10 protein-coding genes, 3 tRNA genes and 1 pseudogene are annotated in these 14,336 nt (G+C 39.2%); 8 read left to right on the forward strand and 6 right to left on the reverse strand.

From position 1 onward, the window contains the following. Positions 1-48: 48 nt before the first annotated feature. The 5 genes from ABLB96_RS15345 (at position 49) to ABLB96_RS15365 (ending at position 1,740) form a co-directional block, all read left to right on the forward strand. Entirely contained in the window at positions 49-675 is a 627-nt protein-coding gene (locus ABLB96_RS15345) for a superoxide dismutase (protein ID WP_004700390.1), read from the forward strand. Positions 676-821: 146 nt separating this feature from the next. Beyond that, a tRNA-Asn gene (locus ABLB96_RS15350) sits at positions 822-897 on the forward strand. A gap of 8 nt (positions 898-905) precedes the next feature. Continuing rightward, positions 906-981 (forward strand) — tRNA-Asn (locus ABLB96_RS15355). Positions 982-1,164: 183 nt separating this feature from the next. Next, positions 1,165-1,240 (forward strand) — tRNA-Asn (locus ABLB96_RS15360). A gap of 56 nt (positions 1,241-1,296) precedes the next feature. After that, positions 1,297-1,740, forward strand: coding sequence for a DUF2726 domain-containing protein (locus ABLB96_RS15365; protein WP_348895326.1), 444 nt, complete (start codon positions 1,297-1,299; stop codon positions 1,738-1,740). A 9-nt stretch (positions 1,741-1,749) separates the two neighbouring features. Here the strand turns inward: ABLB96_RS15365 and ABLB96_RS15370 are convergent, their stop codons facing one another. The 5 genes from ABLB96_RS15370 to glnA form a co-directional block, all read right to left on the reverse strand. Beyond that, positions 1,750-1,950, reverse strand: coding sequence for a hypothetical protein (locus tag ABLB96_RS15370; RefSeq protein WP_348895327.1), 201 nt, complete (start codon positions 1,948-1,950; stop codon positions 1,750-1,752). Positions 1,951-2,063: 113 nt separating this feature from the next. Next, a complete protein-coding gene (locus tag ABLB96_RS15375) occupies positions 2,064-3,509 on the reverse strand; it encodes a lipase family protein (protein ID WP_348895328.1) in 1,446 nt (481 codons plus the stop codon). Between the two features lie 110 nt (positions 3,510-3,619). Continuing rightward, positions 3,620-4,498 (reverse strand): 4-hydroxybenzoate octaprenyltransferase, encoded by an 879-nt coding sequence (ubiA, locus tag ABLB96_RS15380; protein WP_348895329.1) that lies wholly within the window; start codon positions 4,496-4,498, stop codon positions 3,620-3,622. Beyond that, complete coding sequence (locus ABLB96_RS15385; RefSeq protein WP_348895330.1) at positions 4,495-5,004, reverse strand: chorismate lyase; 510 nt, start codon at positions 5,002-5,004, stop codon at positions 4,495-4,497. The genes ubiA and ABLB96_RS15385 overlap by 4 nt, the downstream gene beginning before the upstream one ends. 125 nt (positions 5,005-5,129) lie before the next feature. Continuing rightward, complete coding sequence (gene glnA, locus ABLB96_RS15390; RefSeq protein ID WP_348895331.1) at positions 5,130-6,545, reverse strand: type I glutamate--ammonia ligase; 1,416 nt, start codon at positions 6,543-6,545, stop codon at positions 5,130-5,132. Between the two features lie 696 nt (positions 6,546-7,241). Between glnA and ABLB96_RS15395 the strand changes: the two are divergent. The 3 genes and pseudogenes from ABLB96_RS15395 (at position 7,242) to ABLB96_RS15405 (ending at position 11,475) form a co-directional block, all read left to right on the forward strand. Next, positions 7,242-8,803, forward strand: a pseudogene (locus ABLB96_RS15395) (peptide MFS transporter). Beyond that, positions 8,800-10,602, forward strand: coding sequence for an aminopeptidase P family protein (locus tag ABLB96_RS15400; RefSeq protein WP_348895332.1), 1,803 nt, complete (start codon positions 8,800-8,802; stop codon positions 10,600-10,602). Before ABLB96_RS15395 ends, ABLB96_RS15400 begins: the two are co-directional and overlap by 4 nt. 288 nt (positions 10,603-10,890) lie before the next feature. Beyond that, positions 10,891-11,475 carry an aminodeoxychorismate/anthranilate synthase component II gene (locus tag ABLB96_RS15405; RefSeq protein ID WP_348895333.1) on the forward strand — a complete coding sequence of 195 codons (585 nt, stop codon included), beginning with the start codon at positions 10,891-10,893 and terminating at the stop codon, positions 11,473-11,475. A gap of 94 nt (positions 11,476-11,569) precedes the next feature. Here the strand turns inward: ABLB96_RS15405 and ABLB96_RS15410 are convergent, their stop codons facing one another. Continuing rightward, complete coding sequence (locus tag ABLB96_RS15410; protein ID WP_348895497.1) at positions 11,570-14,281, reverse strand: M1 family metallopeptidase; 2,712 nt, start codon at positions 14,279-14,281, stop codon at positions 11,570-11,572. Between the last annotated feature and the right edge of the window lie 55 nt (positions 14,282-14,336).

Consider the following 14,336-nt stretch of genomic DNA (forward strand, 5'->3'; position numbering starts at 1 on the left):
AATAGAGCCACTTAATTGTATAACCCAGCAAATGCAAGGAATAGGAACATGACAACCATTACTTTACCTGCACTTCCATATGGCTATGATGATTTAGCGCCACATATTAGTAAAGAAACTTTAGAATACCATCACGACAAACACCACAATACCTATGTTGTTAACTTAAACAACTTAATTAAAGGTACTGACCTTGAAGGTAAAACTTTAGAAGAAATCATTAAAGCAACTGCTGGTGATGCGTCTAAAGCTGGTATTTTCAATAACGCTGCTCAAGTTTGGAACCATACTTTCTACTGGAACAGCATGAAGCCAAACGGTGGTGGTAAACCTACTGGCGCAATCGCTGCTAAAATTGACGAAGCTTTTGGTAGCTACGAGAAATTTGCAGAAGAATTTGCTGCTGCTGCAACAACTCAATTCGGTTCAGGTTGGGCTTGGTTAGTTGCTGATGAAGTAAACGGTAAACTTTCTATTACTAAAACTTCAAATGCAGACACCCCACTTGCACACGGTCAAATTGCAGTATTAACAATTGACGTATGGGAACATGCTTACTACATCGATTTCCGTAACTTACGTCCTAAATACATCTCAACTTTCTTAGAAAGCCTTGTGAACTGGGACTACGCAAATGCAAAACTTGCAGGCCAACCTGCTGGTGTAGAGAAATAATTTTATTTCTTTATGAAAAACCACCCTTTTTAGGGTGGTTTTTTTATTTTTAGTACAACAAAAGCATATTAATCAAGCAAACGATTCATTTTCTTTAATATTCTTATTGACGCTTTTAGATTTCATCCATAAAATGCGCATCAGATTCTCCAATAGCTCAGTCGGTAGAGCGACGGACTGTTAATCCGCAGGTCCCTGGTTCGAGCCCAGGTTGGAGAGCCATCTACTAATCTCCCATAGCTCAGTCGGTAGAGCGACGGACTGTTAATCCGCAGGTCCCTGGTTCGAGCCCAGGTGGGAGAGCCAAGATTCTAAAAGCCCACTTCTTATAAGTGGGTTTTTTCTTTTCTGGTTATTCCATATTTTTCTATTATTTTGAATAAAATCAAGGTTTCGAGTATTTTTAAGCCAAACAGTTAGATATTCTCTTTAATTCTTTTATAAATGCTTGACCTATCCCCCTTTCCTGCCTAAAATCCTTTTCCAGATTCTCCCATAGCTCAGTCGGTAGAGCGACGGACTGTTAATCCGCAGGTCCCTGGTTCGAGCCCAGGTGGGAGAGCCAAGATTCTTAAAAACCCACTCATTACGAGTGGGTTTTTATTTGTATGATGTTGTCACATGTTCGAATCGAGTCACTTGTTTTTTATTATTTTAGGTTGCTTAAGCACCTGCATTTTTCTTGTTGTTTGTTTACGCCCCTATTTATTTCCAAAACAAAAATTCTTTGCTCGCCCTGTTATTACTAACTTTGAAACTCAAATGTTTATACGTTTAAAGCAGAGTTTCCCAAGTTACCATGTTTTGGCTCAAGTGGCTTTTAGCGCATTAATTACCAGCAATGATTATAAAATCCGTAGCCAATTCAACCGTAAAGTCACCGATTTTGTGTTACTCGATGACAAAATGGAAGTGATTGCAATTATTGAACTTGATGACCCTTCGCATCTTGAGAAAGCAGAAGAAGACCGTATTCGTGATCAAATGCTTACAGAAGCAGGTTATATCGTAAGACGTTATACAAACATCCCAAGTGTACGTCAGCTACAAAGAGATATTCACTAAAGGCGTTATTTATTGAACTTCACGCTTTGCAGCTTCTTTTTCCGCTATTCTTTTTTCCATTTCTAAACGTTGCTGCTCATATAGCTTTTTATTCTTAGCATCACTCTTTGCAGCAAAGAACACTATTCCAATAATCAAAAAGGGAATCAGTAAACCTAATCCCATTAATAACCAAGGAACAGATTTTTTTTCAACAGGTTGCTGACTCATAAGTGTTTTAAACTCAAACATTATTAATTTTAAGATATGTAACACTATAACAAAAAAGAGCCACTATAAAGAGGCTCTTTTCTTAAGATAACTTCTAGTTAGGTAAATAAAGCCTAGAATTTACCTGTACAGTGAGGACTTTGGCTAGCATCTTTCTGTGCATCAGTTAGTACAATACCTGTCCCTGCTGACATATTCGTTTGAATAAAATCTACAGCATTTGCATTTTGACATACGATTGCTTGCGTGTGAGTCGCATTCGGTACAATTGTTAGGTTATAACCCTTATCGTAGGCTGCTTGAGGGAAAAACTTCAAAGCATTCGCTTTCATATTTGCGAATAAGGCTTGCGTTACTACAGGCAATACTGCCTGATCTTTTTCACCTTGAATAATAAATACAGGGGCTTTAATAACTTTCTCAGCTGTAGCATTCGTTGCAGGCTGAGTCGCTGTTAAGAAGCTTTGAACGACTTGATCTGTCTTGAATTTATTAAGATCAATACCGTATTGTGCAATTTGATGTGTAGGATCTGCCAAAAACGCTAAAATTCCCGCTTTAAATTTCTCTTGTAAGCCATTTGCAGTATCAGGTGCTGGATAACTTAAGCATGCTCCATCATCTCCGGTACGGCCATAAGCCAATTCTGCAATGTCAGCCGCTCCTGCTGTAAAGATTGACTTCATATCATAGTTTGGTTGCTGTGCTTTGATCCCTGCACTTGCAAAGGCAGCGTATGCTAGCAATTCGGCATAACCATCCGCGATTTGATCAATCATTGCTTGCCCTTGAGCTGCCGTTATCAAATTATTGGCCACTGCATAACGTACTTGCAATAAGTTCTCATCGAGTTTATTGACTTGTTTAGGTTTTCCATTTGCATCAAGATTTAATTGTGGATCAATATAAATTTGAATGATTGTACCTAAGCTAGATGCCGGTGCCCCTGCTACAGCACCTTTATAACTTACATCCGAATTGGCAAATTCAGCAGTGCCCAATGATGCATGGCCACCTTGTGACTGGCCAATTGACATCCAATCACCTTTTAATTGGTTACCATAATGGTCCTTTGCTGCTTTGACTGCCGCTAGTGCAGATTTTGCTTCACTTGATAAGTTTAAGTACGGATGCACTCCTGGTGTACCTAAACCCTCATAATCTGGTGCCACAATCACATAACCTGCAGCTAACAAACTTTCAGCTAAAATTTTAAATCGTGGATTAATTGTATTTTTACTTGGTGCACAACCGTCACCCACGCCAACAGTTCCATGTTCCCACACAACCACCCGATAACCATCTTTAGGTTGTGTTGCTTTTGGAAACAATACCATAGCGGTAGCAGTGGCTGTTTTTCCTTGAACATTTGTCATATTATAAGTCATTACTTTAATCGATGAAGCATTATCAACTTGATCAATAGCGTAATTACTTTCAGACAAAAAGGTTTTATTTGAATCTATGCCAGTGTAATCGTCATTGTTATCATTACATGCTGTAAGAAATAATGCTGAAACTGATAATGTTATAGCTAAAGCAATTTTTGACCGTTTCATAAAATATCCTTTTTATGTGTTATTTATTCCGCATATTTTTTATGCACAAATATTAAGACATAAAAAAAGTGCTCTGCATAGAACACTTTTCAACCTCATGGTCATTTTTACTATATGAAATTTAAAAATATTCCTAGAAAAATGATTAATCCAACCCAACGATTGTGACGGAATGCCCAGAAACAAACCTGAGGGTTGCGGTCTTTGGTTTTAATTGTTTGATATATAAAATCGAATCCAACTACCACTAAAGCAATAATTGCCCATGGGAATAGAATATTTTCTAAATACAGTGCCGTTCCTATCAAAACAAGGCTGGTTGCCTGTAAAAGCGCAATAATTTGGATGTCATATCGACCAAAAAGAATAGCTGTAGATTTCACACCAATTTTTAAATCGAATTCGCGGTCTGTAATTGCATATTGGGTATCGTAAGCCACTGTCCAAGCCAAATTACCAAAATAGAGCAGCCAGCAAGTCATATCTAAGGGCTTACCCATTGCAGTAAATGACATGGGAATACCCCAAGAAAATGCCATACCTAAAACGACTTGCGGTAAATGCGTATATCTTTTCATGAAAGGATATACAAATGCTAAAACCAAACCACCTAGTGCACAGTAGAAAGTTGCAATAGGCAAAAAGAATAGCGTGCAGGCACTTGCAAACACTAAAGCTAAAAATACATACACCGCTTCTCTTGGGCGAATCACCCCAGTTGCTAAAGGCCGTGTTTTTGTCCGCTCTACATGACCATCAACTTTTCGATCCGCAAAGTCATTAATGGCGCAGCCAGCGGCACGCATAAAAATTGTACCTAGCACCATTGCCAAAAGGATATGTAAAGGTGGTATGCCCTCTGCTGCAACCCAAAGTGCCCACATGGTTGGCCAAAAGACTAATTCGGTTCCAACTGGCTTATCAAATCGGCATAAATAATAATAAGCCTCTAAACGCTGACGCCATGTTGTACCTGTTGCAGTCGTCATAGTAATTCCTTGTCGTGCTGCTGATTTAAAAAAGCTTCAAAAGCCGGTAAGAAGGTTTCTTGGACAATAAATTTACATCCATGCCAAGTATAGCAACTTTGTCGTGTCCAGCCTTCTGGCAAACGAATGACACGGCGGTCACAAAGCGGAGTAGTTCTTTGAAATAAAAAACGGCCTATGGGTTTAGAACCAATATGCTGAAATATACGGGCTTTTTTTTGTAAACTTTGAATTGGGAAAATACTTTTTGCTTTCACCCATGGCTCTGCTTCACAGCCATATAAATAGGTTTCCCTTACCCATGAGGTGTGAGTATGAGACATCTTCATCCACTGGCTATCTGCAAAAGTTAAACGCTGAAAGTGTTCTTTAAAGGGTTTGACACTAAACTGGCCACCGCCAAGTTCAGTCAATTGTTGGGTCAGAGAACCGGACGCATACAACCATGTTTTCAATGCAGGATTTAACACTTGTTCCTGTTTAAGTAATGGTTGCCGTTTACGCATAATCTGCTCACATGAAAACTCGCACCTAGTTTACCCCAATTTTTTGATAAAAAACGTAGAGAATTCAATCAAGATTTTGAACAATAAAAAAGCCTGCATAAGCAGGCTTTTTTACAAAATACGTATTACAAGCTGTAGTACATATCAAACTCAACTGGGTGAGTAGTCGTATTAAGACGACGTACATCTTCAGTTTTAAGTTCGATGTATGCATCAAGCATTTCTTTAGTGAACACGCCGCCTTTTAACAAGAATTCGTGATCTGCTTGAAGTGCTTCAAGAGCCATATCTAAGCTATGAGCAACTGTTGGGATTTTTGCTTCTTCTTCTGGAGGAAGATCATACAAGTTCTTGTCAGCAGCTTCGCCCGGATGGATCTTGTTTTGGATACCGTCGATACCAGCCATTAACAATGCAGCGAAACCTAAGTACGGGTTCATCATTGGGTCTGGGAAACGAGCTTCAATACGCTTACCTTTAGGGCTAGAAACGTATGGAATACGGATAGACGCAGAACGGTTACGTGCTGAGTAAGCAAGCATAATTGGTGCTTCGAAGTGAGGAACCAAACGCTTGTATGAGTTTGTAGATGGGTTTGTGATTGCATTCAATGCACGAGCGTGCTTGATGATACCACCGATGAAGTACAACGCCATTTCTGAAAGGCCTGCATATTCATCACCAGCAAACAAGTTCTTGCCATCTTTAGAGATAGACATGTGAACGTGCATACCAGAACCGTTATCACCTACCATTGGTTTAGGCATAAACGTAGCTGTTTTTGCATATTGATGCGCAACGTTCCAAACAGCATATTTGAACTGTTGAACTTCGTCAGCTTTACGTACAAGTGTATTGAAGCTCACACCAATTTCTAACTGGCAAGATGCAACTTCGTGGTGATGTACTTCTACACGACCTGGGCCCATGATGTCTTCGATTTTTGCACACATTTCTGCACGCATATCTTGTGAAGAATCAACCGGAGGAACTGGGAAGTAACCGCCTTTAACACGTGGACGGTGGCCTGAGTTACCAGACTCGTAACTGTTGCCAGTAGACCAAGCAGCTTCTTCAGCGATCAATGTATGACGAGCGCCAGACATGTCGATGTCCCATTTCACTTCGTCAAATACAAAGAATTCTGGTTCTGGACCAAAGAATGCAGTATCACCAATACCTGTAGATTTTAAGTATTCTTCTGCACGGCGAGCAATCGAACGTGGGTCACGCTCATAACCTTGACCAGTTGAAGGTTCAATAACGTCACAAGTCACAACTACAGTTGGTTCAGCAAAGAACGGGTCGAGGAAACCAGTTTCTGCATCTGGACGTAAAATCATGTCAGATGCTTCAATGCCTTTCCAACCAGCGATTGAAGAACCATCAAACATTTTACCGTCTTCAAAAGTATCTTCATCAATAGAATCAGCTGGGTAAGTTACGTGCTGTTCTTTACCCTTAGTATCAGTAAAGCGAAAATCGACCCATTTTGCGCCACTTTCTTGTATGAGTTGAAGGACCTTGTTCGCCATGCTCATTTTGCTCCAATGAAATTTTGTTGCACTTGTTGAGTGCGTGTTAGTTGCTGGTATTTATAAAGCAATTCTCATACCAACTTTATAAGACTTACCCAAAACATTGAATTACTTATAAGTATTCATGATTTAGGCCCCTTGTCTTGAACCCATTATACTGTTTGCATGTGCAAATGCACCATATTCACACATTTTCAAATTATGGCACATTTAAACCGCTCATTATCGCCCTAATTTGGTGCAAAAATGTTGCACTGATATAACTCGCTGCATCAATTTCTAACAGTCATTCATGATCATAATGCTTTCTTATATATAATGGTGAGATTCTTATCAGATTGCATGAAAATAATTATTATGCTTAAAAGCAGGAGTTCCACTCGCTTTCTTTGGATCACTTCAGCTATTTAAGCTAACTCTTAATACATGACATTATTGCTTTGTTTACAATCTACTAAATAGTTTTCATTTTTATGAATTCTTATAACTCATTCTGTTACGCCGTAATTCTTTAATCCCTAATGAAAGTCTCCTCCCAGTTACCCGTCTAACAATAAATTTCACTATTCATGTTCTTTTTCATTCACTTTTTTTATACAGGACAAACTTGCTTTTATTATTAAAAATAACTAATAAATGTATATATAAATTTTTGTTATAAATAAACAAACCAAAAGTTATGTTTATAAAAAGCATAAGATCATTCAAGGATTTGAATAATGAAACATGAACTTGAGCAGTCCGATAAAGCATTTTTCGGCCATCCAAAACCACTGAAAACTCTATTTTTTACAGAACTTTGGGAAAGATTTTCTTATTATGGAATTCGGCCCTTACTCGTTCTTTATATGGTTGCAATGGTCAATGACGGTGGTCTAGGTCTTGACCGCCCAACAGCAGCGGCAATTGTTGGATTATTTTCGGGCTCAATGTATTTAATGACTGTTTTAGGGGGATGGATTGCTGATAACTGGTTAGGTCAAGTACGTTCTGTCTGGTACGGTTCTATTATTATTGCACTAGGTCATTTATCTATTGCCCTCACTACCGTTTTTGATCAATTCTTTTTTTACTTCGGTCTAGTTCTTATTGTTCTTGGATCAGGTTTATTTAAAACTTGTATTTCAGTCATTGTAGGAACTTTATACAAAGCACAAGACAGCAGACGAGATGCCGGCTTCTCCATTTTTTATATGGGAATTAATATGGGCTCGTTTATTGCTCCGCTCATTACAGGTCTATTAGCTCGCGATTATGGCTGGCACTTAGGCTTTGGGATTGGTGGCATTGGGATGCTAATTGCTTTATTAATTTTCCGCTTTTTAGCTGTCCCACAGCTCCAAACTTTTAATGAATTGCGACAAGAAGCTAACAGTTGTAGCCAACCTGTCGTAGAAAATAAAAATGCGCCTAAAATTGTATTTAGCTTTTTATTCGCTGTTGCAGCGGTTATTGCATTAACTTTCTTTGGCGTAATCCATATTAATCCGGTCGAGGTAGCCACTTATCTAACAGTCGTAATTTGCATTGGGATTATTGCTTATTTTGCATATTTATTGCTTTTCCTGAATTTAGAGCAACATGAAAAATTTAAAATAATTATTTGCTTCGTTTTATTAGCTGCATCTGCCCTATTCTGGTCGGCTTTTGAACAAAAGCCCACAACCTTTACTTTATTTGCCCAAGATTATACGGACCGTATTGTTTTCGGATTTGAGATCCCAACAGTATGGTTTGAATCAATCAATGCTCTTTTTATTATTCTCTTTGCTCCGGTTGCAGCTTGGCTATGGGCGAAACTTGGTAAAGTAAATAAAGACCCAAGCTATATCAGCAAATTTATTATTGCGTTGTTATTCGCTGCAGGTGGCTTTTTGCTTATGTCTCTTGCCAGTCATTTTGCGATTAATGGCGGAGCAGTTTCACCATTTTGGTTAGTCGGTACTTTATTTCTTCTTACTGTAGGTGAGCTGTGTTTAAGCCCGATTGGCTTATCAACTATGACTAAACTTGCACCGGATATCATACGCAGTCAAATTATGGGTTTATGGTTTACAGGTACCGCTTTAGGCAACCTCATAGCAGGTTTAATTGGCGGACATGTATCGGCAGATGGTATTAATCATTTACCAAGCCTATTTATGCGCTGTGTATTGGCCTTGGTTATCGGCGCAATCGTGTTATTTTTATTAAAGAAACCTATCAATACATTAATGAACAAAAGTACCAGCAAAGTTCAACCTGACTTGGAAACGATATGAACGACTTAACTGTTCCAGAAAAACTTGAAAAACTGCGCGAACTTATGACCACTCAACACGTTGATGCTTTGGTTGTTATGAGTGCAGATCCACATATGTCAGAATATTTGCCAGACTATTGGAAAGCAAGGCAGTGGTTAAGTGGTTTTAGTGGCTCTGTTGGCACATTAGTAGTAACTCAAAACTTTGCAGGACTTTGGGCGGATGGCCGCTATTGGGTACAAGCCGAGCAACAGCTTGTTGGAACTGGCTTTCAATTACAAAAACTGACCAGCGATGAGTCTTCTACACATCTTGCGTGGATTGAGAAAAATTTATCAACTGGTTCAGTCATTTCAGTAAATGGGCAAACGCTTTCAATCCAGCAATTTAAAGCTTTGGAAAATACAGCAAAACAACGCGGCTTTAAACTTGAAACACAGCAAGATTTAATTGGCTCAATTTGGTCAAACCGCCCTGAACTTCCTTTAGAACAGATTCATTTAATGCCTGAAGGATTAAATGCCCTATCTCGTAAAGAGAAAATTCAAGCGATTCGTGAAACCTTAAAAAATAAGTCAATTGAAGGACATTTCGTTTCATCTTTAGATGATATCGCATGGGTCCTCAATGCACGCGGGGAAGATGTAGAATACAACCCTGTATTCCTGTCGCATTTGTATATCAGTCCTCAACAGGCTGTTTTATTTGTTGATAGCAACAAGGTTGATCTAACCATTCAAGAGGCGTTCAAAGCTGATGGTATTGAGATACATGACTATCAAGATACAGCTCTGTTTTTAGCGAAGATTTCTGATGCGTCTGTACTTTTAGATCCAGCCAAAGTATCGATTTATCACGAACAAGCCATCGCAAAAGATATTCAGGTTGTATACGACATCAACCCGAGTACGCTTTTTAAATCACGCAAGCATGAAAGTGAAATTGCTCATATCCGTCATGCCATGCTTAAAGATGGGATTGCTCTTTGTCATTTCTTTCATTGGCTAGACAAAGCGCTTCATCATGGTGAAAGCATTTCAGAACTGACCATTGATGAGAAAATTACAGCTTTCCGCGCTCAGCAAGATGGGTTCATAGGACCAAGTTTTTCAACGATTGCAGGCTTTAATGCCAATGGTGCACTACCCCACTACCGTGCAACGGAAGAACACTACTCATTTATTGAAGGTGATGGTTTATTGCTCATTGACTCTGGCGGCCAGTATGTAGATGGAACCACCGATATTACTCGTGTTGTTCCTGTCGGGACTCCAACAGAGCAACAAAAACGTGACTATACTCTGGTTTTAAAATGTCATATTGCTTTAGCAAAAACCATTTATCCCGAAGGTTTAGCTGCACCGCTACTCGATTCAATTTGTCGCCATACTTTATGGCAATATGGTTTAGATTATCGTCACGGAACAGGACACGGCGTAGGCTTTGCACTTAACGTTCATGAAGGTCCCCAGGTTCTTTCTTATTACGCACCGATACATGCCTATAGCAAATTGCGTGAAGGCATGATTCTTTCTAATGAACCGGGCTTATACCATGAGGGACAATACGGTATTCGTATTGAAAATCTGGTTGCAAACAAACTCCGCTCGGGTTTTGAAAAAACTTACGGTGAATTTTTAGAGTTTGAAACGCTGACCCTTTGCCCAATTCATTTAGATTGTATTGTGGTCGATCTGCTAACGAATGAAGAGAAAGACTGGTTAAATGGTTACCATCAAACTGTTCAAGAAAGACTGGCTGAACACTTGTCTGGCGATGTTTTAGATTGGCTGATTTATAACACACGTAAGATTTAATCTTCTTTTGGGACCAAGGCAGAATAATTTTCATTTTACATAGAAGCTTATTCTGCCTTATTTGTACTTATCTAGAATTTGAAAAGCCCCACTACTCATCTCTTTTTCTGCAAGTTTCTAACGAATGAAATAGTTAAACTGGTCACTGCATTTTTTGTTATATTAGCCGCTTAGAAAATGGCTTTTTATTTCAATTCTAAAAGCCTTTTCTGGAAACGGGTATCAATATGGGTAACTATTTTAGTCACTTATTAAATATATATTAACTATCATGAGGTTAAGTTCATCATGCTTCTAATGATCGACAATTACGACTCTTTTACCTACAACATCGTCCAGTATTTTGGCGAGTTGAATCAGGAAGTAAAAGTAGTTCGCAATGATCAAGTCACATTAGAGGATATTGAACGATGGCAACCAAAATATCTTGTGATTGGTCCTGGCCCTTGCTCTCCAAGTGAAGCAGGTATTTCAATTCCTGCAATTAATCATTTTGCCGGAAAAATTCCTTTGCTTGGCGTGTGTTTAGGGCATCAAAGTATTGGGCAAGCTTTTGGCGGAAATATTGTAAGAGCCAAAACAGTGATGCACGGACGTTTATCTGATATGTACCACAGCAATAAAGGTATTTTCAGTAATCTGCCTAGCCCATTTTCGGCAACTCGCTATCATTCATTAGTGATTGATCAAGAAACACTACCTGAATGCCTTGAAGTAACGTGCTGGACCAATGAAGCAGATGGCTCCATGGAAGAAATTATGGGTGTTAAGCATAAGACACTTCCTGTTGAAGGCGTGCAATTCCATCCTGAATCAATCTTGAGTCAACATGGCCATCAAATCTTTAAAAACTTTTTAGACATCTACGCATAAGGTAGCCGAATAAGTTGTTTTAAAATGATTTTATAAGTAACCCTAAATAAAAAAGCCAACTACGATCAGTTGGCTTTTTTCATGGCTGAATCAATTACAACTTTAACTGTTGCACAATTGCACCATCTTGTTTTGCTACCAAAGATTCGCAAAGTTGAATACGCTCTTTGGTCTGATTCAGTCCTCTTTCTACACCGACCAATTCTTTAGTTCGTGGTGCAAAAAAGTCATTTAACTGTACTGCCTGCTGCTGTGTACATGCTGCCCCACTAAACATTGCAGGAAAACGTCCAGCCGAAGATTTACCTAAACGATCAAACACGGCATCATGATTTACTTTAAACCAAGACCACAAGCCACCTTGCTCATCTCCGTATTTATTAATTGAGTTAACCACGGTACGAACTTCACCAACTTTAACACGTGGGTTCAAAATCAACTGACGTGCTTGTTGGCGTGTTGCTTCTTGATTTGCTGAACCTAGTGCTGTAAGAATCGCAAGACGCTGTGTCGGTTGAGTCACGCGTTGGAGCTCCCCAGATAAACGGTCAAAAGCAGGTTGGCCTTTTTCTTGTACACGTACAGCTAAAATGGTGGGTAATAATTCAGATGTTACTTGCGCAAAGTTAAGCTGCTTTTGAGCAAAAAGCGTATCTGACTGTTTTAACAGTTGTGCACGGACTTCTGGAACTTGAATATCTAAAGCAAGAAACTTAACCAACTCACTACGCCATAAACTATCTTCGGCTGATTCCCCTGTTTTGCTGACATAACCCAACTGGTTTAATTTTGGTAAATATAAATTGGCCAACACTTTTCTGAAATGTTCACGTTCAGGTTCTGTTTTCAATACATAACGATGAATGGCACTTAACTGAAAAAACAGCGCCGTACTAATTTGTCGGCTATTCGAATTGGCAAATTTCTTCGCAGCATCTACGACAGCCAATAAATTAATATCCCCATGATTAAATGCAGCTGAAATCGCATAGGCATAGGCCAACTGTTCACTGTTAGAAAGCTTTTCTGTAGCAGCAGTCAGACGAGCAAACTCTTTTTGAGGCAAACTAAATTGGTAATACCCTGCCGCATCTGCATTTGGAATATACCAACTGCTAAGGCTAGCACCTTTGAGTTCAATGTTGGCTTCTGCTTGGTCTACCAATTCACACTGAACTTTACTGCCTGCATTTGGAACTTCATAACGTACACATAACGGCACTCCCCACAAGCTTCTTGTATTTCCTTTTGAACCTACAGGTAAATAACGGCTTTGCTTCACATTTAAAAAGACTTTATTGCCTTCTTGCTGTAATGAGGTATTGAGTAAAGGTACACCCGGTTGGTCAAGGAAACTTTTCATCGCTTTAGTAAAGCGTTCACCTTGTTCAGACTGCTCTGCTAAAGCGCTAATTAAATCATTGGCTGTTGCATTACCATATTGGTGCTTATTAATATAATTGCGTACTCCTTGTTTGAATTTTTCTTCACCTAAATAGCTTTCAAACATATTTAAAACAGCTGCACCTTTTTGATAAGTGATGCCATCAAAAGCTGTTTGAATATCGGCATTGCTTAAAATAGGTTGACGAATACGACGCACACTTACCAAGCTATCACTTTTCATCGCATCGGCAGTATCCGCAATACGTTCTAGGTCAGCATTAAATTCGGGATGTAATTTTTGAGTAATTTTACTTTGCATCCATGTGGCAAAAGATTCATTGAGCCATAAATCATCCCACCACGGCATAGTGACGACATCACCGAACCATTGATGCGCCAGCTCATGTGCATTGACATTAAATGAATTCTGTACAAAAGAAACTGGCGAGTCCTTATCTAACAACATTAGATAGTCTCTAAAAGTAATTAGCCCCGGGTTTTCCATAGCTCCAGCGGCAAAGTCTGGTGCTGCAAGTAAATCTAGCTTGTCAAATGGATAACCGAAGGCAAAATAATCTTCTAAAGTTTTTAAAATGGCTGGCGTTTCAGATAAGGCTTGCTGCATTTTTTCAGCTTTAGCATCAGGCGCAATGCCACGTAACTGGATCGGCTGCTTACGCCATGAAGTTGCCCCAATATCAGGCCCTTTTTGTAATTGCCATGGACCGACAGCCAATGCAAGTAAATAAGTTGGCAGTGGTTTGGTTTGTGCAAAGCTTAGCGTTTTCCAACCCGATTTGTCTGTTTGCTCAGATGTTTGCTGGGTATTGGCGAAGCCTGAATATTTGCTTGGAATCGTCAAACGAATATTAAACGGCGTTTTAAAACGTGGCTCATCAAATGACGGAAATGACTGTCGTGCACTAATTGCTTCCATTTGAGTCATCACATAAGGTTTACCCTCAAACTCGATTTTATAAATACCGTCGAGCTGCTGGTCATACGCTGCATTAAAATCTAAAACGAGTTGATACTGGCCTGCTGGCAAGGTCTTGGCAAATTTAATTTTACTCACCCCATCAACCTCGGAGGCTTGCTCATATTTTGCCGTGGTTTTGACGCCCTCTGCCGATATGATATTCGCATCTTTCACCGTCAAAGATTTACCATGAATCCAGATGTAATCTGTGGCTTGAGCCAGCTTTAAATGAATAGTAGTTTTACCGGTATAGCCTTTTTGTGCGGGATCAATCTTAAAATCTAAATCATAAGATTCGGGTACGACCCACTCGGGTAATTTACCAATCGGGACTTGTTCACTATTATTAGATGCAAAAATCTGTGTTGCCGATAAAGATAATAATGTTGAAAGTAGTAATCTTTTTTTAAATGAAGGCTTGACCAACATAAGGGGTTTTATCCTCTGTAGTTTTAAATAAAAAGATGCAGCAAATGCTGTACCACTTCACTGCATC

Source organism: Acinetobacter sp. XH1741, assembly GCF_041021895.1.
Classification (GTDB): domain Bacteria; phylum Pseudomonadota; class Gammaproteobacteria; order Pseudomonadales; family Moraxellaceae; genus Acinetobacter.